The 20,629-nt window shown below is 36.3% G+C and carries 21 protein-coding genes and 1 other annotated feature; of the genes, 6 read left to right on the plus strand and 15 right to left on the minus strand.

Annotation, left to right across the window (positions count from 1 at the left end; translation table 11 throughout):
- Positions 1–21: 21 nt before the first annotated feature.
- The 4 genes from QUG14_RS11530 to spxA form a co-directional block, all read right to left on the minus strand.
- Positions 22–1,206: a competence protein CoiA gene (locus tag QUG14_RS11530; RefSeq protein WP_289340677.1), complete on the minus strand. Its 1,185-nt coding sequence runs from the start codon at positions 1,204–1,206 to the stop codon at positions 22–24.
- Between the two features lie 100 nt (positions 1,207–1,306).
- Positions 1,307–2,818, minus strand: a complete 1,512-nt coding sequence (gene cls / locus QUG14_RS11535; RefSeq protein ID WP_289344124.1) for a cardiolipin synthase — start codon at positions 2,816–2,818, stop codon at positions 1,307–1,309.
- Positions 2,819–2,887: 69 nt separating this feature from the next.
- Positions 2,888–3,559 (minus strand): adaptor protein MecA, encoded by a 672-nt coding sequence (gene mecA, locus QUG14_RS11540; RefSeq protein WP_289340678.1) that lies wholly within the window; start codon positions 3,557–3,559, stop codon positions 2,888–2,890.
- A gap of 304 nt (positions 3,560–3,863) precedes the next feature.
- On the minus strand, positions 3,864–4,259 hold the full coding sequence (gene spxA / locus QUG14_RS11545) for a transcriptional regulator SpxA (RefSeq protein WP_045519743.1): 396 nt from the start codon (positions 4,257–4,259) through the stop codon (positions 3,864–3,866).
- A 413-nt stretch (positions 4,260–4,672) separates the two neighbouring features.
- Here spxA and QUG14_RS11550 point away from each other — a divergent pair, with 413 nt between their 5' ends.
- Together QUG14_RS11550 and trpS are read left to right on the plus strand one after the other, a co-directional pair.
- Positions 4,673–4,858, plus strand: a complete 186-nt coding sequence (locus QUG14_RS11550; protein ID WP_289340679.1) for a hypothetical protein — start codon at positions 4,673–4,675, stop codon at positions 4,856–4,858.
- Between the two features lie 61 nt (positions 4,859–4,919).
- Positions 4,920–5,165: a binding site (T-box leader), on the plus strand.
- Between the two features lie 56 nt (positions 5,166–5,221).
- The gene (gene trpS / locus QUG14_RS11555; protein WP_289340680.1) at positions 5,222–6,211 is read left to right on the plus strand and encodes a tryptophan--tRNA ligase; all 990 of its coding nucleotides are present in this window, start codon (positions 5,222–5,224) and stop codon (positions 6,209–6,211) included.
- Between the two features lie 34 nt (positions 6,212–6,245).
- Here the strand turns inward: trpS and QUG14_RS11560 are convergent, their stop codons facing one another.
- The 4 genes from QUG14_RS11560 to QUG14_RS11575 all read right to left on the minus strand — a co-directional run bounded on the left by QUG14_RS11560 (position 6,246) and on the right by QUG14_RS11575 (position 10,248).
- A complete protein-coding gene (locus QUG14_RS11560) occupies positions 6,246–6,992 on the minus strand; it encodes a YjbA family protein (RefSeq protein WP_289340681.1) in 747 nt (248 codons plus the stop codon).
- 108 nt (positions 6,993–7,100) lie between these two features.
- Entirely contained in the window at positions 7,101–7,910 is an 810-nt protein-coding gene (locus QUG14_RS11565; protein WP_289340683.1) for a DUF2268 domain-containing putative Zn-dependent protease, read from the minus strand.
- A gap of 116 nt (positions 7,911–8,026) precedes the next feature.
- Positions 8,027–9,268 carry a beta-ketoacyl-ACP synthase II gene (fabF, locus tag QUG14_RS11570; RefSeq protein ID WP_289340684.1) on the minus strand — a complete coding sequence of 414 codons (1,242 nt, stop codon included), beginning with the start codon at positions 9,266–9,268 and terminating at the stop codon, positions 8,027–8,029.
- Positions 9,269–9,315: 47 nt separating this feature from the next.
- Positions 9,316–10,248 (minus strand): beta-ketoacyl-ACP synthase III, encoded by a 933-nt coding sequence (locus QUG14_RS11575; protein ID WP_289340685.1) that lies wholly within the window; start codon positions 10,246–10,248, stop codon positions 9,316–9,318.
- A gap of 184 nt (positions 10,249–10,432) precedes the next feature.
- Here QUG14_RS11575 and QUG14_RS11580 point away from each other — a divergent pair, with 184 nt between their 5' ends.
- Entirely contained in the window at positions 10,433–10,675 is a 243-nt protein-coding gene (locus tag QUG14_RS11580; RefSeq protein WP_289340686.1) for a hypothetical protein, read from the plus strand.
- A 33-nt stretch (positions 10,676–10,708) separates the two neighbouring features.
- Here QUG14_RS11580 and QUG14_RS11585 read toward each other — a convergent pair whose 3' ends face one another.
- Positions 10,709–11,512 carry a hypothetical protein gene (locus QUG14_RS11585; RefSeq protein ID WP_289340687.1) on the minus strand — a complete coding sequence of 268 codons (804 nt, stop codon included), beginning with the start codon at positions 11,510–11,512 and terminating at the stop codon, positions 10,709–10,711.
- Between the two features lie 83 nt (positions 11,513–11,595).
- On the minus strand, positions 11,596–12,318 hold the full coding sequence (locus tag QUG14_RS11590) for a lipase family protein (RefSeq protein WP_289340688.1): 723 nt from the start codon (positions 12,316–12,318) through the stop codon (positions 11,596–11,598).
- A gap of 208 nt (positions 12,319–12,526) precedes the next feature.
- Here QUG14_RS11590 and QUG14_RS11595 point away from each other — a divergent pair, with 208 nt between their 5' ends.
- Positions 12,527–12,712 carry a YjzD family protein gene (locus QUG14_RS11595; protein ID WP_289340689.1) on the plus strand — a complete coding sequence of 62 codons (186 nt, stop codon included), beginning with the start codon at positions 12,527–12,529 and terminating at the stop codon, positions 12,710–12,712.
- A gap of 46 nt (positions 12,713–12,758) precedes the next feature.
- On the opposite strand, the gene clpB is transcribed toward QUG14_RS11595, so the two are convergent.
- Both clpB and QUG14_RS11605 read right to left on the minus strand, forming a co-directional pair.
- Entirely contained in the window at positions 12,759–15,353 is a 2,595-nt protein-coding gene (clpB, locus tag QUG14_RS11600) for an ATP-dependent chaperone ClpB (RefSeq protein ID WP_289340690.1), read from the minus strand.
- 108 nt (positions 15,354–15,461) lie between these two features.
- Positions 15,462–15,641, minus strand: coding sequence for a YjzC family protein (locus QUG14_RS11605; protein ID WP_221820695.1), 180 nt, complete (start codon positions 15,639–15,641; stop codon positions 15,462–15,464).
- A gap of 203 nt (positions 15,642–15,844) precedes the next feature.
- On the opposite strand from QUG14_RS11605, the gene QUG14_RS11610 reads away from it, so the two are divergent.
- Positions 15,845–16,537 carry a Crp/Fnr family transcriptional regulator gene (locus tag QUG14_RS11610; RefSeq protein ID WP_289340692.1) on the plus strand — a complete coding sequence of 231 codons (693 nt, stop codon included), beginning with the start codon at positions 15,845–15,847 and terminating at the stop codon, positions 16,535–16,537.
- A 130-nt stretch (positions 16,538–16,667) separates the two neighbouring features.
- Here the strand turns inward: QUG14_RS11610 and mobB are convergent, their stop codons facing one another.
- Both mobB and QUG14_RS11620 read right to left on the minus strand, forming a co-directional pair.
- Positions 16,668–17,213 carry a molybdopterin-guanine dinucleotide biosynthesis protein B gene (gene mobB, locus QUG14_RS11615; protein ID WP_289340693.1) on the minus strand — a complete coding sequence of 182 codons (546 nt, stop codon included), beginning with the start codon at positions 17,211–17,213 and terminating at the stop codon, positions 16,668–16,670.
- The gene (locus QUG14_RS11620) at positions 17,201–18,466 is read right to left on the minus strand and encodes a molybdopterin molybdotransferase MoeA (protein WP_289340695.1); all 1,266 of its coding nucleotides are present in this window, start codon (positions 18,464–18,466) and stop codon (positions 17,201–17,203) included. Before QUG14_RS11620 ends, mobB begins: the two co-directional genes overlap by 13 nt.
- Positions 18,467–18,690: 224 nt before the next feature.
- Here QUG14_RS11620 and ric point away from each other — a divergent pair, with 224 nt between their 5' ends.
- Entirely contained in the window at positions 18,691–19,386 is a 696-nt protein-coding gene (ric, locus tag QUG14_RS11625) for an iron-sulfur cluster repair di-iron protein (protein WP_289344125.1), read from the plus strand.
- Positions 19,387–19,454: 68 nt separating this feature from the next.
- On the opposite strand, the gene moaA is transcribed toward ric, so the two are convergent.
- On the minus strand, positions 19,455–20,471 hold the full coding sequence (moaA, locus tag QUG14_RS11630; RefSeq protein ID WP_289340696.1) for a GTP 3',8-cyclase MoaA: 1,017 nt from the start codon (positions 20,469–20,471) through the stop codon (positions 19,455–19,457).
- Positions 20,472–20,629 lie beyond the last annotated feature (158 nt).

Here is a 20,629-nt window from a genome sequence, read left to right on the forward strand (position 1 = left end):
AATTTTTCATTTATATTTTTGTCAGGATGAACTTATTTTTTGTTGAAATTCATTTCTTCTTTCTTCCTTCTCCCTGTTAGATTGAGGAACGAAAACCTGATGTTGCAGTTGATACATCGTTTCGCTTCTTTTTCTTACCATGCCAAGTCTCTCTAGTTGAATAAAATATTCTCTCACTGCAATAAAAGAATTTTCATCTGCAAGTTGTGGAATTTTTCTTATCGTTATCTCATTTCTTTTAATTCGCTTGTTGTAATTTCTTTCAACTTCCTTCATATCAATAAGGGCGTTAGGTGATTTATTCTGTAGATTATCTATATATATGTAGGTTTGCCAGACAATAGCAGGCGTTTGAATAAGAAGGGAATGAGTAACAGGTAAGCCGATTTCAGGAGGGAGTAAATATAAGTTGAGGTTATGATTATATATCTCACGTAGAAATCGGGTTTGGATGGGATTAGGATGAAGCGACCAGTTGATTGAGAAACTCTCAGTTTCATACGTCCATTTAGAAAGGTTAAATTGATGAAACAGTTTCGGTTCTAGAATTTCTTCAATTCCAGTATTGTGAACAGAGCGCTGGCAACTGCTTGCGATTGCATTTTTTATGGAATAAGGATAGATTGAACTGAGGATTTGAAATTGCTTTTCTTTGGGGCAATAAGAAGGAAGTATCAATTGACCGTCTTTTGTTTTTCTTAAAAAGAAATATTCAAAGTTTGACAATGAGAATACATTACTCCTTTTTGCTTTAATGTGCTTACTGCCTATAATCCATAGTGGTATGTAGTTCTGTTGGAAATAGGTCTTACTTCGTTTGGTAAATAATTCTTCTGTTATCGGAGAACACTGATATTCCAACGCATATTTGATTCCGTCATAATGGAACATAATATCCGGTCGCTGATGAATGATAGGGTCATAATATTCTAATTCTGCAGAAATTCGCTGTTGAATAAGCCAGTGATAGAGCTGGAGCTTTCCTTTCATATGATAAAGTGTTTCATTCTCAAAGATTTCTCTGCAAATAGCACCGCTTCGATGAGCAAAATGGTAAATACGTTGATTCCCTAACTTAAGGGAAACGGCTTCCCCGCAGACTGGACAAAAGAACTCCTCCATGTTCCTAAGAATTAATAGATTTTCCTTTTCATAATTGTTGCCTAAGTTAAATATATTTCCTGAATTTGTTTTTGCTGTCAGCAAATCGATATCAGCCTCCTTTTGTTTCTTACATTCGTGCTAGCTCTCAAAGAAACCTTTTTTTAAAAAAAAGAAAACCCGTCATTATGACGAGTTTGTGAACTTAAAGAAGTGGAGATAACAATCTTGCCGTTGACTCAATTAACCGCAAACCAATATGTCGTTTATTAAAAGAAGTCAATTCTAGCTGCTTGGCATATTCTAAGTCATTTATATATTCTGCCACAAGCTTTTGGGTACTTTTTGTACGAAATAAAAAAGCATTGACCTCGAAATTTAAATGAAAACTGCGCATATCCATATTGGAGGTTCCGATAGAAGCAAGTTCATGATCGACAATCACGATTTTACTATGCATAAAGCCGCGCTCATATTCGTAAACCTTTACACCTGCTTCTAAAAGTTCCGGAAAATAGGATCTTGATGCATGAAAGACAATTCGTTTGTCTGGTCGATTAGGTACAAGTAATCTCACATCAATCCCACTAAGTGCCGCTACTTTTATAGCAGAAAAGATATCCTCATCAGGTATAAAGTATGGGGAGGCAATCCAAACAGATTCTTTTGCTGAAGTAATCATCGAGAAAAATATATTTTTAATAACACTCCATTCATTATCTGGACCTCCGGCAATTAGCTGAACTCCCCCATGATTTTTTTCATCTATTTGTGGAGACAAATATTCCGCTGTTAAAAAACTATGATTGGTCATGTAGTACCAGTCTTGCAAAAAAATGAGTTGTAAGGATCGAACAGCTTCCCCTCTTACCATTAAGTGGGTATCTCGCCAAAAACCATAGTTTTTATTCCTGCCTAAGTATTCATCACCAATATTAAGTCCACCAACAAAACCAATCGTTCCATCTATCACAATAATTTTTCGGTGATTTCTGAAATTAAATTTATTATTTAAAAATGGCACCTTTACAGGGCCGAAACAAACCGTTTCTATCCCTGCATTTCTCAATTCTTTAATATATTTATTTGATAATTTCCAAGAACCCACTGCGTCATACAGGAATCGAATTTTAACTCCATGTGCAGCCTTCTGGATTAATACTTTTTTAATTTCTTGGCCAATGACATCATCGCGTACAATATAATACTCCATATGGATATGATGTCTGGCTTTGTTCAATTGTTCAAGAATATGATGGAAGGTTTCCTCTCCATTTGTTAACACCTTTGTAGACGTATCAAAGGAAATAGGACTATTCCCTAGTTTTTGTGCTAGAGTAAATAATCGTGCTTGATGCTCACCCATTAGACCGAGTTTTTCTTCACTACGCGGGTCATTTTCACCCTCAACATTTAAGAAAGCTTGTTTATCGAGAAAATACTTCTTCCGATACATTTTCTCCTTACGATAATTCCTCCCAAATAGTAAGTAGAAGAAAAAGCCAACTAATGGAAAACTTCCTAGAACAACCAGCCAAGTAAGGGTTTGAGTTGGATGGCGATTTTCCAAGAAAATAACAAATGCAATAAAGATGACAGACAAGGTGATTAAGAGGCTCAGGAAACCAAAAATTCCACCATGTAAATACTCCTTAAAGAAAAACAAAAGTATGGATAAAACTAGCACAAATAGAGCAACCCTTACTGTGTTTTTCAGTCTAATCACCGCCATTAATAAATAATCCAATGTAAAAAATACCGATTTCAATAATAGAAATCGGCACGTTTATTTGAAATGTTTTCTTATTTCAGCAAAAACATTCTTAGAAATTATCTCTTTCCCATACTCTTGAATTCGATGGATGGTTATTTGTGTTTCATAACCATATTCAAGCAGGATACTTAGAATATCATCTATTTCGTCCTCTTCAAACACATCTTCTGGAAACTCAGTATATAAATAATATTTATTTTCAAAGTTGTACAACACTGTGATTAAATCATCCAGGCCGCCCCGATTTGACAACATAATGACATCTTCAAAATCTTTAAAGGCAATTAAAAATTCTAAAGATTCTTCTTCAAGTAATAGATCATCATCATCTCGATGCCCAGTATGAAAATGCTGATCCAGGATATCATCAATGTTATTGTCAACAGCTAAGTCTTTTAACTTTTCATTTGGAATGGGAAGCTCAAACTTTTGACCATCCTTTGAAACCTGTGCCTTTGTTACTAGAATTTCTAAACCTTTTTCTAACGCTTGCACTTGAATCCAAAGTGGACCTTCTACAACAAACTCTTCCTCTTGATGAACCTCATCCATCATTTCCCAGAACAGTTCCTCGCTACGTTCCCGATTGTACCAAATTTCTTCACGATCAAATCCTCGTTCTTCTATATCACCATAAGAGATGTAAAACTTTACTGTATTCTCATTAATTCGTTCGATTTCCATCTTCACCTCTCCCTTCCGTTTCCATATTGAAGGGACAAAATACCCCCAAGCAGACAATGCTTATTGCAATTACTGTAGAAAGGATTAACTTGTTGTGATGTAAAAAAGTATATAATCCTTGTACTTTCATTTTATGACAAAAGTATTAAATTGGGAAATAAATTTAACCTTAATTGCAAAAACCATTAATTTGCCTATTAATTAGATATTCCCTACATTGTAACAAAATGACACAGAAATCTCAAACGAAATACGTCAAGAGTATAAAAAAAGCCTTCATAAATGAAGGCTAAGTTAAATTTGTTTAATTTACCATACGCTGGGCTTCTCTTAACTGGAAAGTTCTAACTCTCCTTGGTAGAAACCTTCTAATTTCATCCTCATTATATCCAACCTGTAAACGTTTTTCGTCGATAATAATAGGACGACGTAATAAACCTGGATTTGCTTTAATTAACTCGAATAAATCCTGTAGCGGCATTGTATCTAGGTTTACATCTAATTTTTGAAAAGTCTTAGATCTTGTAGAGATAATTTCATCTGTACCATCTTCTGTCATTCGAAGAATTTCTTTGATTTCTTCAATTGACAATGGCTCTGAAAAAATATTTCTTTCCGTATATGGAATCTCATGTTCTTCTAACCATGATTTCGCTTTCCTGCATGATGTACAACTTGGTGAAGTGTATAATGTAACCATTCTTCTCCACACTCCTCTTTTAATTACTATCCGACTCTATAGTAAATCTATAAAATTATATGTTTCTTGTTTAAAATGATTATAAATAAGTAATTTATATCATTAATTATACACCACTGTTTCTAAAAAAGGTATCCCTTTTTCAAAATTTATTGACTGTCAAACATTTAACACTTATTATTTTTTTTCATTATATTAGACGATTACAATCTGCAAAGGTTTCAATTTTTTCCCGAAAGTATTTTCTCAATTAAGCTGTTTTTGATGAAAACGCATACATTTTTTATTAATAATATTGTTTTTTCTTCATTACCTCTTTTAATAACATCCAAGTTCTTTTAAAATAAGGATGAGGGGAAATACAATACAAACAGTTAATCCAACTTTTGCATTGAAAAATGGAGGTTTTTGTCATGGGTGGGTACATAGCTGATTTATCAATGGTTGCAATTATTATTATTGGTATTACAGCACTTATGGGCGTAATAACAAATGGCATCGGTGAAAATGTTTTCGGAGGAAAAAAACGCTCTGAATTTGTTGACCAAAGTGCAAGGTTCCAAACAGGCTGGAAAAGTGTTGGCGGGAAGAAGAAGTAAACACTAGCCTACTTGCTTACCACTATACATTTATTTTATAATAGAACTAAATAAATTATTGACTTTAGCGATGACAAAGAGTAGTACGTATTTTAAACCGATTCAGAGAGTTTGTGGCTGGTGAAAACAAACACGGAAAAATACCGAATGGACTTTTGAGCTTCTTTCTGAAATTCTTAATGATTAGTAGGAAAAGACGTTGACCTTGCGTTAAAAGGATAACAGGCTATCCAATCACGATAGATCTGGAATTGAGTGACTCTTTTTGAGTAATTTAGGGTGGTACCGCGAACCATTCGTCCCTATTGTTTTAGGGATGGATGGTTTTTTTTATTTATATATAAATTAGGAGGAAAATCGGTCATGAAAACAATTTTTTCTGGAATTCAGCCAAGTGGTACGATCACACTTGGAAATTATATTGGGGCCATGATGCAATTTGTTGAATTGCAAAATGATTATAATTGCTACTTTTGCATCGTTGATCAACATGCCATTACTGTCCCACAAGATCGTTTAGAACTTAGAAAAAATATCCGCAGTTTGGCTGCTCTTTATCTTGCCGTTGGGATTGACCCACAGAAAGCAACCTTGTTTATCCAGTCGGAAGTTCCAGCACATGCTCAGGCAGGATGGATGATGCAATGTATCGCCTATATTGGAGAATTGGAAAGAATGACACAATTCAAAGATAAATCTGCTGGTAAGGATGCTGTATCAGCAAGCTTATTAACCTATCCGCCATTAATGGCAGCAGACATTCTATTATACAATGCCCATCTAGTTCCTGTTGGAGAAGATCAAAAGCAACATATGGAATTAACGCGTGATTTGGCTGAACGATTCAATAAAAAATATGGAGAAATTCTTACCATTCCAGATATTCGTATTCCAGAAGTAGGCGCCAGAATTATGTCCTTACAAGAACCAACTAAGAAAATGAGCAAATCTGATCCAAATCATAAGTCATTTATCACACCATTAGATGACCCTAAACAAATTATTAAGAAGATTAAGAGTGCCGTTACCGATTCTGAGGGAATTGTTAAATTTGATAAAATCAATAAACCTGGTATCTCTAACTTGTTATCAATATATTCTATTCTTGGAAACAAAACCATTTCTGAGTTGGAAGAAATGTATCAGGGCAAAGGATACGGAGATTTCAAAGGTGATTTAGCCCAAGTAGTAGTCGATGTGTTTGAGCCAATTCAAGAAAAATACTTTAACTTAATGGAATCAAGTGAGCTTGACAGAATATTGGATGAAGGTGCTGAAAAAGCAAACCAAGTTGCAAGTAAAACACTTAAAAAAATGGAAAATGCGATGGGATTAGGAAGAAAAAGAAGATAAAAAATGCACGGCCGCAATTACTGCGGCCGTGTTTTTAATTTACTTTAGGTCCGTGCTCCATTTCCCAAAGCTTTTCGAAAAATGGCTGACCTTTTATTAGATTTTCACAAAAGGTTTCATGCCGTTTAGACCAACCGTATTTTGTTTCCTCAAACAATTGCTGCCATGCATTCTCAAAGTTCAGTTCCTGTATCGCCGAGTAACGCTCCGGACACCATTCAGTAAACCAATAACGAACTTCTGCCTCATTCTTAGATGTATGTAATTGATCTAGTGCCATAAATAAAAGCTGTTTTAGCTGACGCTCTTTTCGCGTAAGTCCATTCATCAATTCAGGCTCAGGTGATAGAATATGAAAATCCTTATCCACTGAAAACTTTTGAAAATGATATTGTTTTGCCTCATGATTGGCTATCATTTCGTACACAAGCTGCTCTTGTCTAGGAATGAGCCTGCTCTTTCTAATCGGGATTGAGTACCCGATTGTATCAACTGCCAATATTCCTACCCCATCTGTGACTACGAAGCAATAATCAAGTTGAACTCTTTCATGATTTTTTCTTAAATACGCTTTTTGAAAAATATCATCTAGAAGTTGTTGAGGTAATTCTGAGAGATCGTTCTCAATATAATTAAAGAGAATCGGTTCTACTTTTAACAATGGAGCCTGGTCTAACAGCTCAACACCGTCATCTTTGCGCCATTCATGAAAGTGGCACACATTATATCCGTTTTCTTCACCTTCAAACCAATTTACCCAAACATCATGAAGATACAACATTGTACAACCCCTCACTTCAAGAAACTGTTTGTCAATCAGTATGGGCAGACATAAGTTAATTTATTCCTTAAGAACCAAATACTCTTTGTTGAGTGCACAAAAAAAAGCCTATTTTTTTCGGCCTTTTTTAGTGAAGTTATTTTCAGCAGATAAATATTTCTTTGCGGGCAAAGAAAAAGATATTTTTGTTGAGTAAGAATTAGCTTTATAGTAATTTTCAACAATTTTAAAACCGGCTGCATATCCAAGTAATTTAGGAATTCTTCCTGACCCGAATAATAGGTCATCGTGTTTCCTATCACTTTTTTTCAAGTTCAAATGGTCCTGTAAATATTTATCCCACAAATCTTCCAATTCACTATCACTGTACATGGTACACCAGTCAGCTAAATAGTTTCTCCCGCAATGAACTAAAACCGCGTACTCAGCAAGCCCTTCTATAATGATTGAATCCAATAAAGTATACTCTTCAAATCTTTTAGATTGCATATTTAGCCTGCAAATATGATGGTATTCATGGATGAATAGAGCCTCAATCTCCTTAGTGGTTAGACTGTTCGAAAGAAATAAAAACATTTTATCCGGATAGGAGACTCCTCCCTTAACTTTTTCATCCTGTCTGGAAAAAAGACTTCTATCCTGGCCGATGGGAAAAAGATAGATTGGGATATCTGGTCCTCCCCATTTCTTTCTATACGCCTGAAAAATACCCTCTGCCACCTCCCAAACCATGTTTTCCTTCATTGAGTTAAAGATTTCCTTCGTCCTCCTAGATGCTCTATACATCCCGAAATCGGTTAGTTGATTATAAATTTTTGGAGCAGTTTGCCCCTTGAAAGCAGGGAGCAGCTTTTCGCATATTTTGGTTGGACGATCAAACTCCTCTTCCAGCCATTTATCCGTTCGAATGATGCCCATTTCCTCACTCCATACTTTTTCATTATCTTATATTTTATGAATGATAAAGAAGGAGGTTCGGGTGTTGGTATCTCCATAAAAGAAAAAAGCCGACCAGAGTTGTCTGGTCGAGCTGTTTATTTCTGATATTTTTTGAATACAATCGTTGCATTGTGACCGCCAAAGCCTAGTGAATTACTCATTGCGGCATTAATTTCTTTTTGACGAGCAGTATTTGGAACATAATCTAAATCACATTCTGGATCTGCCGTTTCATAATTAATGGTTGGCGGTAGAATGCTATCTTTCATAGCAAGTACAGTAAAGATTGCTTCAATACCGCCTGCAGCTCCAAGGAGATGGCCGGTCATTGACTTAGTTGAGCTTATGGCCAACTTATATGCGTGAACTCCAAATACTTCTTTAATTGCAAGTGTTTCAAATTTATCGTTATACTCAGTACTTGTACCATGAGCATTAATATAATCGATTTCTTCAATATTTAGTCCAGCATCGTTAATAGCCATTTTCATTGCACGTGCACCGCCTTCACCACCAGGTGCTGGTGCAGTTATATGATAAGCGTCACCCGTTGCACCGTAGCCAACAATTTCAGCATATATTTTTGCACCACGGGCTAATGCGTGCTCTAGTTCTTCAAGAACAATAATGCCAGCACCTTCGCCAATTACGAATCCATCACGATTTTTATCAAACGGTCTACTCGCCGTTTTTGGATCTGGATTTGAGGAAAGGGCAGTATTTGCACAGAACCCAGCAACAGACATTTTTGTAATCGGTGCTTCCGCTCCACCTGTAATCATGGCATCTGCATCACCTCTCTGGATGACCTTAAATGCATCTCCGATAGAATTCGTTCCAGTTGCACATGCTGTTACCGTACAAGAATTAAATCCTTTTGCACCTAGTATGATCGAAACTTGCCCTGTTGCCATATCTGGAATCAGCATTGGTACAAAAAATGGACTTACTCTGCGATATCCTCTTTTTTGGAAGATTTCATATTGTTCTTCAAATGTTTCCATTCCGCCAATACCTGAACCGATCCATACCCCAATACGATTAGCATTTTCATCGGTAATGGTTAGCTTTGCATCCTCGACAGCCATCAGTGCAGATGCAACCGCATACTGAGTAAAACGATCCATTTTTCTTGCGTCTTTTCTATCCATAAAGGATTCTGGATTAAAATCGTTAATCTGTGCGGCAACTTTTGCAGGATACTCATCAGCATTCACTCTTGTTAAAGGTCCAATGCCAGATTTACCATCAATAATCCCTTTCCATGTCGTTTCAACATCGTTTCCAAGCGGGGTAACCGCTCCTACACCTGTAACCACAACCCTACGCTTTTCCATTTGTGACATCTCCTTTAGTACACATCATGTATAGTAAACTATTCCCTTTATTTCCCCCATCTAATCGCAATGGCGCCCCAAGTTAAACCGCCGCCAAAACCTACCATAACAATAATATCATCGTCTTTAATCTTACCAGCCTCAATTTCCTCAACCAGAGAAATTGGAATCGAAGCAGCTGAAGTATTCCCGTATTTATGAACGGTCTTTGACATTTTTTCCACTGGAAGTTCAAGCCTTTGTCTAGAAGCCTCCATAATGCGGATATTGGCTTGATGCGGGATTAGAAAATCTACATCCTCTTTTGTCAGCCCAGCTTTTTCGAGAACATTAATACAGCTTTCGCCCATTTGTCGGACTGCAAATTTAAAGACTTCCCGTCCATTCATAATAATATACTCATCTTGATATAAATGCTTAGCACCAGTACCATCAGCACCCAGCTCAAAAGAAAGAATTCCTCTATTTTCCGAAACCTCTCCAACGATAACTGCCCCAGCACCATCTCCAAATAGAACTGCAGTGTTTCTGTCATTCCAGTCGGTTACCTTTGATAGTTTTTCAACTCCCACTACCAAGACATGCTTATAAGCTCCAGATTCAACAAACTGTTTTCCAGTAATGATACCGTACATAAAACCAGCACATGCAGCACTAACGTCCATTGCTGCAGCTTTTTTTGCACCTAAGCGCTCTTGAAGCATACAAGCAACAGAAGGAAATGGCTGATCCGGTGTTACAGTTGCAACCAAAATTAAATCAAGATCTTCAGGGGTGATTCCTGCATCTTCAATTGCTTTTTGAGCAGCGGCAAGCCCCATATCAGAAGTTTTAGTGTTATCATCTGCGATACGGCGTTCTTCAATGCCTGTTCGTGTCCGTATCCATTCATCGGATGTATCCATTATTTTTTCTAGGTCAGCATTTGTTACGATCTTTTCTGGTAAATACCTTCCAATCCCAATAATTCCAGCGTTCAAGGAATCATCTCCTTATATAATTCATCTTTAATTATTATCAATTATTATGACTTGGTACTAATTTTATCAAACAAAAGTGTATTTAAGCAACTCATTTATTCCTCTTCCCCACTTGTGTCCATACCATTTGTTTATTCGCTTCATAATCTAAATAAGAATTCACTACAATAAGGAGGGATTTAATATGGGAAAAGATAATCACAGTCACAAACATAGCAGTGATGATCGATTTTCAAGGTTAATGTTTGGTGATAGAAAAGCAGGGATGACGAGAAGGCACCATGAGGTTCCAAAGGACGACCATTCTACCCTTGATTTTGGATCACTTTTAGACAACATAGATAAGTTGAGGGATTCCTCCCAGAACTTAAAACCACTAATTCAAATGGTTTATCCTTTTGTACAACAATTTTTAAAGAAAAAATAAAGCTGCCGCGATATGCGGCAGCTTTTTTTGATACTAACTATATAAGCGATGAGTATGCTCTATTTGCTTGGTTAGCGCAATAGATATAGGAACAGAACTTTTTACGGTTAATTTGGCTAAATCATTTTCTTCAATAATTTCTACTTTTCTTTCGTTTGAAATTTGCTCGCTGATTTGTAAAAAGGCGGCACAACTTCCCCATTGGTTCTTCTTACCACTTTGGAGTAAATATCTTCCCGGCTGCTTGTTTTCGATAATTTCTATAATGGATTCAACTGTATCCTCAATATAAAGAGCATCGTTTGTTTCTTCACGCAGTCCTTTAAATTCTTTTTCTCTATTCAAACCAACTAGGATCGAATGTTGAAATACAAATGTATCCGGCTGCCAAGGGCCAAATATTGTAGGCAAATAAAGTAATTGTATGTTTTTATTCATGCCTTTTGTCCTTTTTATTATATCAAGGGCAACAGTTTTGGCTTCTATATCATCTACATTATTTAAAAACAGGCTTGGAACAAAAATAACGATTCGTTCCCATTTAACCATATTAATTAAGTTTTCATTTAGTAAGAAATCTTCCTTATATCGCATATATAAGTCATAAATCGAAAGGATCAATGTCTCTTTTTCATTGGAATTCATTCTTAAATCCCCAATTGAAAGCTCTGTAAAGTTAGCATTTCGTCCGATTTCTAATCTTTTCTCATCCAGAATATCTTCATTTTCTTCTAATTCAAACTGTACCCCTCTAACTTCTATCCCTTTATCAAGTAATGCTTTGCATACATAAAAATTCACAAAGTCAAATACTCCGGCAATAACGACCTTGTCCATTACAAATCCTGCCTCCCCAAACTTCTTTAATGAATCCTATGCGGTCACATAAAGAAATATATCTGTTTAGGGGGAGGATGGATTTATAACACCTTTTCATAAGAGTTGAAAAACTTTTTCATCATATTTCCAAGTTGTTGCTTTTTTTCAGGAACAATATAAGTTGGACTTATGTCCGTGTTTGCAAGTAATTTTTGTAGTTGATTGGATTGATTATAGGATTTTCCACTTGACATGACATGGATAATTTTAATTGGAACTCCCATATCTACTTTCACTTCATCGTCCATATTTCCAAGTTCCTGTTCAAGTGTGATTTGGTCCATCTTATGGGCAGCAGTCAATTCCCTCATTAATTTTTTATAAAAAAACTTATGTTCTTTTTCAAGTTCAATATGTTTTTTTAAGGAAAGTATCGGGTTTAATAAGACAATTGACCTTAGCTGGCCTTTCATCTTCTCCATTAATTTTACGGCTACAAGTGCTCCCATTCCCTCTGCTACAAGGTGAACTTTATTATTAAGGATTTCACTTCTAATTACTTGTTGGTATAGCCTTTGTGCTAAGTCTACCGCTTGATCACTTCCCCAGTTTCGCCCATACAAGTTTGAGGAAAAGATAGTGTATCCTGATTCTCTTAATTGGTTGATAATAGCCAGTTTTCCTTCATTCTGAGTCCAAAAGCATTTGCTTTCGTCAACAAAATGCCTTTCATCTCCAATTATTAAAATTCCAAAACCTGTGGGCTTTTCAGGGTAATGGATGATATTCCACTGGGTATCCATCTGAAAATTCCGGTTCTCCATCGCTAAATCTCCTTTTACATATTTCCTCAAAATATTGTATGTGATTTCACATTAGTTGAAAGGGAATATAGCCTAGCAATATCTTATTCGGCCAGTGTTTTTATAATAAATTTAAGGGCAATAGGTGTTTGACAATTTTTGCGTTTATTATTTTAAAAGCGTATGGTAATATTATTAGAGATGATATATAGGGTAGAGGTGAAAGATAGTGCGATACTTTTGGACTTTTTTCTGGGCGTTTGTTTTAGTGCAAATGCTTTCATATGTAGTTAGTTCAATGACAGAAGGTGGAGTTTTCGACTTCAAGTCAGGGGCAATTATTTCTGTAGGTGTTTTCATCTTAATTGTTATTGCAACGACTGTACTTCCGAATGAACCTGTTGAAAAGCATTAAGTAACAAAAAAGTCATCCACTAGTCTGGATGACTTTTTTTGTTCCTTTAATCAATAGAAATTGTTATTTCTCCATTTTCTGTTGTCACGGTTACCAACGACCGTTCGTGCACACTACCCGCTATAATCGCGCGGGCAAGCTTTGTTTCGATATTTCGCTGGATAAATCTCTTTAACGGTCTTGCCCCATAAATAGGGTTGAAGCCGTTCACAGCGATGAATTCTTTTGCACTTTCCGAAATGGTTATTTCAATATCCTGTTCTTTTAACCTGCTTTGAAGTTCCTTCATCATTTTAACTACAATGTCTTTTATTTCTGTTAACGATAATGGCTTAAATAGTATGGTTTCATCTATTCGATTTAAAAATTCTGGCCGGAAATGACTCTTTAATTGCCCGACAACCTTTTCCCTGGTCGCCTCTGATATTTCAACCTCATTCTCGTCGCGTTCCAATAAGAAGTGCGAACCAATATTGGATGTCATGATAATGACCGTATTTTTAAAGTCCACTATTCTACCTTGCGAATCAGTAATTCTTCCGTCATCGAGTGCCTGAAGGAGAATATTAAATACTTCTGGATGGGCTTTTTCAATCTCATCCATTAGAATAACGGAATATGGCCTTCTTCTGACAGCTTCAGTAAGTTGTCCACCCTCTTCGTAGCCAACGTATCCAGGAGGTGCTCCGATTAGTCTTGAAACGGCATGTTTTTCCATATATTCCGACATATCTATTCGTATTATCTGCTCTTCACTATCAAACAATGCCTCTGCCAATGCTTTGGCCAGTTCTGTTTTCCCAACACCCGTTGGTCCTAAGAAGAGAAACGACCCTATTGGTCTGCTTGGATCTTTAATACCAGCACGTGCCCGTAAGACCGCATCTGAAACCAATTGTACCGCTTCATTTTGTCCAATCACTCGTTCATGTAATAGTGATTCTAATCTCAAAAGTTTCTCTCTTTCACCTTCAACTAACTTTGAAAGGGGTATTCCAGTCCATCTTGATACAATATTCGAAATTTCCTCTCCGGTAACTTCTTCACGAAGTAAACGTTCATTATTCGGTGAGGCAGATTCAAGCTCTTTCAATTCTTTTTCAGCTAAAGGAATTTGACCATGCCGAAGTTCTGCCGCACGGTTTAAATCATATTTATCTTCCGCATGCTGTAATTCTCTCCGGAGTTTTTCAATTTTTTCCCTTTTCTCCTGTAATTTTTGTATCCCCTGTTTTTCATGAAGCCATTGTGCTTTCATGCTATTTGCTTTATCTTTTAATTCAGCAAGCTCTTTTAACAAGGACCCAAGTCTTTTTTTACTTGCCTCATCCTGTTCCATTCTCAAGGCAGCTTCTTCTATTTCCAATTGCATAACTCTACGAGTAACCTCATCAAGTTCTGTTGGCATAGAATCAATTTCAGTTCTAATCAATGCGCATGCCTCATCTACCAAGTCTATCGCTTTATCTGGCAGAAATCGATCGGTTATATACCGGTCAGATAATGTAGTTGCTGCAACGAGCGCATGGTCATGGATTTTTACGCCATGGTGAACCTCAAATCTTTCCTTTAACCCACGCAAAATAGAAATGGTATCCTCTACATTAGGTTCTTGAACAAGTACCTGCTGAAATCTGCGTTCAAGGGCAGGATCTTTTTCAATATATTTCCGATGTTCATCGAGGGTTGTTGCACCAATACAATGAAGCTCACCTCGAGCAAGCATCGGTTTTAACATATTTCCAGCATCCATAGCGCCTTCTGTTTTTCCAGCTCCAACAATAGTATGGAGTTCATCAATGAATAACAATATCTTGCCTTCGCTCTTTTTTACCTCATTCAATACTGCTTTTAATCTTTCTTCAAATTCACCTCTGAATTTTGCCCCTGCAATTAATGCACTCATATCCAATGAGAAAATAGTTTTGTCTTTTAAACCTTCTGGAACATCCTTCCTTACAATTCGCTGGGCGAGTCCCTCTACAATCGCTGTTTTCCCTACTCCTGGTTCTCCAATTAATATAGGATTATTTTTTGTCTTTCTAGATAATATTCTAATCACATGACGAATCTCTGCGTCCCTTCCAATGACAGGGTCAAGTTTGCCTGCCCTCACATCGGCAACAAGGTCTCTTCCATATTTTTTTAGCGCCTCGTAGACGGCTTCGGGATTTTGTGATGTCACTCTTTGGTTCCCCCTAATTTCCTTTATTGCGGATAGAATGGTTTCTGCAGTTTTTCCATTTGATCGTACTATTTTTCCCATTACAGAATCTTTATCGTAGCAAGCTGCTAATAAAATATGTTCGATTGATATAAAGTCATCTGAAAACTTGGAAGAAAATTCCTCAGCGCTGACAAAAAGTCTTTGCAGCTTAGAAGTAATATATAGCTTTCCTTGCTCCACGCCGCCCCCTGAAACTTGAGGGTTCTTATTTAAATCGATTTGCAATGCTTTATCAACGCTCTCATTTTGGATATTTGCCTTTTCTAGAAAAGCTTTTAATAAACTATCCTCTTGACGAAGTAGTGTTAAGAATAAGTGGGGTTCATCTACCTCTTGATGGCTGCTTTTTATTGCTAATGATTGGGCATCTAAAACACCTTTTTGCAACCGCTCTGTCATCCGATTTAAATCCATATTTTCCACCCCTTTGACCATTTCTGACCTATTTAGATTTATTATATACGATTATGTAATCAAATATAAAATAAAAGCCATCCACTGGGGATGACTTTTTTTAGTGAATTAAGGTTTTCGCTGGTAGGTCCAAATACGTTCGTCATTCGACGTTTCAGGAAACCGATCCCCTGCTTTTAGCCTTATCTGCTTAGGATTATTGACATTAGATCCTGTATCACCAACTTCGATATATATACCATTATTAGGTGCTCTTTGACCTGATTTAAACTGACGATTTTGACCCATTTTTTGTCCCTCCTTTTCATGTTCATCTTTATTATTTCCATATACTCTAAGGTCATTAAAGGAATAATTATGAAAAAACGACTTCTTACATAATGTGTTATATTTTTGACGATTGTATGAATTTATGCCACAATTATTGATATATAAGCGTTGTTAACAATATAATTATAGTATTATCTACCCCTTTAAAGGTGGTTATTATTATGCAGTCCATAAAAGAAATACCTGTAAAATTAACACAACTGTTTGATACCGTTCACCATACGAAGAAAATAGAAAAAGGGACTTTTTTGTTCCAAGAAGGTTCTGTCGCAAATGAATTATATATTGTCCAAAGTGGTATTATACAAATCAGCAAAATAATCCCTGATGGCCGGGAACTTACACTAAGAATGTGTTCTAGAGGGGACTTTATTGGGGAACTTGATTTATTTTCTCCTGCACCCAAGTATTTATTAAGTGCTCGGGTTGTTGAAAGTGGAGAAGTAGCTGTGATTATGAAGGATGTACTCGAGGAAAACTTAGCAAAAAACACTGAACTTTCACTTGAATTTATGAAGTGGATGAGTCAGCAGTACCGGAAAACTCAAACAAGATTTAGAGATCTCGTTTTGCATGGTAAGAAAGGTGCATTATATTCTACCCTCATTCGAATTACGAATAGTTATGGAAAAAATACAAAACAAGGTATCCTGATAGAATTACCATTAACTAATCAAGAATTGGCTAATTTTTGTGGAACATCACGTGAAGTTGTCAATCGGTTACTAAGTGATTTAAGAAAAGCAGGAATTATTTCAATCGATAAAGGGTCCATCACTATTCATGATTTAGATTATATAAAGAATGAAATTGATTGTGAGGACTGTTCTACAGAAATATGTAAAATCGACTAAATAAAAATAGAAGGCAACCTGCCTTCTATTTTTGCTCTATACTATTGAACAAACATATAATTCCCAATTACAATTGTAACGTACATAAATTCTATCCACAGTGATAAAAATAACATTTTTGACAATTATATTAATTTTTTTCAACAGAATTATGAACAAGCATTTTTAGTTCTTTTGATATTTCTGTCACTGCTGTACTCTCATCAATATGAAATACCGGAACCTCCACATGTCTTCGAACCACTTCCAGTAAAGATTGTTCCCAGACCATTACCGCTTTAATATTCGAAACATAGGTTATCAGCGAAAGATCGTTTTCATTCCTTAGAATGACCAATTTGGGGTACGATTGTTTTTTATGCCCCTCAATTAAAATAACATCTGGATGAAAAAAATTCATTAACCTAATTTGTTCATCCAGAGTCCATTCGTGACCATCTACTTGAAGTACTATTCTCCCATCACCTTCAACCAAAGCGGCTGATGCACCTGCCTCTAGGTGCATGGATGAGTCCTTTCGTGGGATATCTGGCTTCCCGCCATGCCCATGATGCTTGATTGTAACAGTCTTTAAACCATCATTTTTCAATTCATTTATTAGGTTTACTATAAAAGTGGTTTTACCGCAATTTTGGTATCCTATAACTTGATAAATAATTGGCTTTACCAAGGCCATTCACTGCCAGCTTGGTCCTCAAGTAAGAGTATATCTATCTCATCTCCGGCTTGAAAACTTCTTGTTCCTCCTGGAAGAATCATCAAGGAATTAGCTCCTGAAAGACTCATAATGATATTGGATTTGTCTAATCCACTAGGGGTTACACATAACCTGCCATTCGTTACAGAAAATGCACTCCTTACCAATCTTGTGAATGGGTTAGCCTTGGGAAAATCGACTTCGAGCACTGCTTTTTCTTTTCTTAGATGCGGTGTGGTGGAAAAGAGCATTTTGCGGATAATTGGCCGTGCAAATAACTCAAACCCAACATAACAAGCGGATGGATTTCCTGATAATCCAAATAAAAGCTTACCTTGAAATTGGGCTACTGTTGTTACACTTCCCGGTCTCATCGCAACTTTATTAAATAACACTTCTGCCCCAAGCTTTTCATAGATCGCTGGGAGATAATCGAAATCCCCAACAGAAACTCCCCCAGTTGTAATGAGGACATCCACCTTATCCAAAGCGCTTTTTACAGCCGTAAAACAAGTATCAAAAACATCAGGCAGTTTACCATAATAGTGAACTATTGCTCCCGTTCTTTGAATTTGTGCAGAAATCATATGAGAATTACTATTACGGATTTTTCCAGGGACCAATTCTTCATCTACTTCTAACAATTCTGTTCCCGTCGCAAATAACCCAATAATCGGTTTCTTGGCAACAGGAACTTGGTGGTAACCAAATGTCGCCAGCATTGCCTGTATCCCAGGATTTATTAAGGTTCCCTTTTTTACAAGGACATCTCCTTCTCTTGCATCTTCACCGCGGTAAGATACATTATCACCTTTATTAAAACTTTGTTTTATAGACATATAAGGTTCGCCATCTTTTTCAAATGCTTGGGCCACTTCAAACATCACTACGCAATCAGTTCCTTCAGGCATCATGGCACCCGTCATAATTCGAACAGCTTCATGTTCCCTAATTACCTTGGAAGAAGTCATGCCCGCACCTAAATGGTCCACAACTTTAAATTCAATCCGATTATTTAATGATGCTTCCTTCGTATCAATCGATCTAACAGCGAATCCGTCATAAGGTGCTCGATCAAAATGAGGCACATCACTTGTAGCAATTAAATCCTCAGATAAAAATCGTCCATAACTTTCATCTATTGATACAAATTCCGTTTTTCCATTTAACTGATATTCCATTATTTTATTAACTGCATCCCCAATTGGAATCGGTTTTCTTCTCTCTAGCAACTTCATCACTCCTGCAAATATACGACTAAAATCAATTAATGGTATGACATATTTCCATTATAAGCCTATCGAAAACTTACCAATATAGCAAACATCACATTATAAAACAAAAAAATTTCAAATTATAGGAAATGTGTGATTCAGGTCACCCATTTTTTTATAAGAATACCTTATCCTTAAAGTTGAAATACGAAACTAATAAAGGTTATTAGGAGGAAAATATGATTACTTTCCCTTTCACTACAAATACATTGGTAAAAGATATTGTAAATGAACTGCCAAAAACAAGCGATATCTTTAAGAAATTTAGAATTGACTTCTGCTGTGGAGGCAATATTCCATTATCACAGGCAATTGCAGAAAATGGATTAAATGAAGAGGATTTGATGAATGAATTAAAAGCAGTATATGAAAAGTATAGTTCTACTGAAACTGACTTAGACGTTTGGACTAAATCCGATTCCACAACCATTATTGATCATGTTATCAACCATTATCACCGTACATCCGAGGAAGAATTAGCACTGCTAAGCCCTTATGTTACCAAGGTTTCTCGTGTTCATGGCGACAGCCATCCAGAGCTTTTAAAGGTTTATGAACTTTTTTATGAATTCAAAAAGGAATTAACTGAACATATGGCTAAAGAAGAAGCGGTTGTCTTTCCATTAATCAAACAACTTGCCAATGGTACGGTAGAAAATCGTGAAGAAGCTATTAACCTGATCGTTGAACTTGAGAAAGAACATGATCATGCAGGAGAATTACTAAGACAGATTCGTGCCATTACATCTGACTATGCGCTTCCAGCTGACGCTTGCGGAACGTACACATTGGTATACAAGCGACTAGAAGAACTAGAAGGACTAACATTTATGCATGTGCATTTAGAAAATAATATCTTGTTCCCTAGATATTTCTAACTGATTAGCGAGGCCGTTATACGGTCTCTTTTTCTATCTAAAAAACCTCTCTTATGAGAAAGAGAGGTTTAACCGCCTATATAGGACATTTCAATTTTCTTGCGGTTTTTCGCTGTCTCTTCCGTTCTTTCATCTGAATAGCGATCATTCCGGCCGTTCCAAATAGCAGTAATTCGGTTTCGCAGTTCTTCATCTGTTGCACCGTTTCTCATAAAGTTTCTTATATCATGGCCATTCCCGTTAAATAAACAAGTAAAAATTTGTCCATTTGCTGAAAGACGCGAGCGGGTACAGCTGCTGCAGAATGACTCTGAGACAGAAGAGATAAAGCCAACATTCACATTAGTGTTTTGATAATTATATAATTTTGCAACTTCGCCAAAATAGGCTGGGTCGAGAGACTCAAATTGGTAGTGCTCTTTTAATATTTCATAAATTTGCTTTTTGGTGATTACATCATCCATTTTCCAACCATTAGATGCACCAACATCCATGTACTCAATGAAGCGGAGTTCTAAACCATTCTTCAAACAAAAGTCTGCCATAGGTATGATTTCTGAATCATTGAGACCTTTTTTAACGACCATATTGATTTTTATCTTTAGACCAGCCTTCTTAGCTGCTTCAATACCATCTATAACAGGCTGGGTGCCAACACCACGTCCGTTAATTTCACCAAACAACTCATCATTTAAGGTATCGAGACTAATATTGACTCTCTTTAGTCCAGCTTTTTTTAATTTATCAGCAAGTTTAGGAAGAAGAACCCCATTTGTTGTTAGGGCGATGTCTTGTAAACCCTCAATCTTTGAAAGCTTTTCTACCAAAATCGGAAGATCTTTACGAAGTAGTGGCTCACCGCCTGTTAAACGGATTTTTTCCACTCCTACACTAATAAAAGCTTTTGCCACACGCTCGATTTCCTCATAAGTCAGCAACGCACTTTTAGGAAGAAACTCAAAATCATCTCCAAATTGGTCAGCAGGCATGCAATATTGGCAGCGGAAATTACAACGGTCGATTACTGAGATTCTTAAATCACGTAATGGTCGATCTAATTTATCTTTAATAATGGTCTTTTCCATTCATATCAACTCCATTATTTTAAAAGCGAATAATAAATTAAGTGTACCAACTTTTAATAAAAAATACTGTTACTTTATTCACTATCATAACATTTCTTTTACTATTTATTAACGCCATCATTAAAGATTTTTCTGTATTCGAAGAGTTTTCACTATAT

It is taken from the genome of Neobacillus sp. CF12, assembly GCF_030348765.1.
Taxonomy (GTDB): domain Bacteria; phylum Bacillota; class Bacilli; order Bacillales; family Cytobacillaceae; genus Neobacillus.

Excerpts from the sequence above, each read along its gene's own strand:
- QUG14_RS11560 (WP_289340681.1), bottom strand. The coding sequence starts at position 6,992 with ATGTTGTATCTTCATGATGTTTGGGTAAATTGGTTTGAAGGTGAAGAA.
- QUG14_RS11610 (WP_289340692.1), top strand. The coding sequence starts at position 15,845 with ATGCAGTCCATAAAAGAAATACCTGTAAAATTAACACAACTGTTTGAT.
- QUG14_RS11580 (WP_289340686.1), top strand. The coding sequence starts at position 10,433 with ATGGGAAAAGATAATCACAGTCACAAACATAGCAGTGATGATCGATTT.
- spxA (WP_045519743.1), bottom strand. The coding sequence starts at position 4,259 with ATGGTTACATTATACACTTCACCAAGTTGTACATCATGCAGGAAAGCG.
- clpB (WP_289340690.1), bottom strand. The coding sequence starts at position 15,353 with ATGGATTTAAATCGGATGACAGAGCGGTTGCAAAAAGGTGTTTTAGAT.
- moaA (WP_289340696.1), bottom strand. The coding sequence starts at position 20,471 with ATGGAAAAGACCATTATTAAAGATAAATTAGATCGACCATTACGTGAT.
- fabF (WP_289340684.1), bottom strand. The coding sequence starts at position 9,268 with ATGGAAAAGCGTAGGGTTGTGGTTACAGGTGTAGGAGCGGTTACCCCG.
- mecA (WP_289340678.1), bottom strand. The coding sequence starts at position 3,559 with ATGGAAATCGAACGAATTAATGAGAATACAGTAAAGTTTTACATCTCT.
- QUG14_RS11590 (WP_289340688.1), bottom strand. The coding sequence starts at position 12,318 with ATGGAGAACCGGAATTTTCAGATGGATACCCAGTGGAATATCATCCAT.
- mobB (WP_289340693.1), bottom strand. The coding sequence starts at position 17,213 with ATGGCCTTGGTAAAGCCAATTATTTATCAAGTTATAGGATACCAAAAT.
- QUG14_RS11550 (WP_289340679.1), top strand. The coding sequence starts at position 4,673 with ATGGGTGGGTACATAGCTGATTTATCAATGGTTGCAATTATTATTATT.
- QUG14_RS11585 (WP_289340687.1), bottom strand. The coding sequence starts at position 11,512 with ATGGACAAGGTCGTTATTGCCGGAGTATTTGACTTTGTGAATTTTTAT.
- trpS (WP_289340680.1), top strand. The coding sequence starts at position 5,222 with ATGAAAACAATTTTTTCTGGAATTCAGCCAAGTGGTACGATCACACTT.
- QUG14_RS11605 (WP_221820695.1), bottom strand. The coding sequence starts at position 15,641 with ATGGGTCAAAATCGTCAGTTTAAATCAGGTCAAAGAGCACCTAATAAT.
- QUG14_RS11565 (WP_289340683.1), bottom strand. The coding sequence starts at position 7,910 with ATGGGCATCATTCGAACGGATAAATGGCTGGAAGAGGAGTTTGATCGT.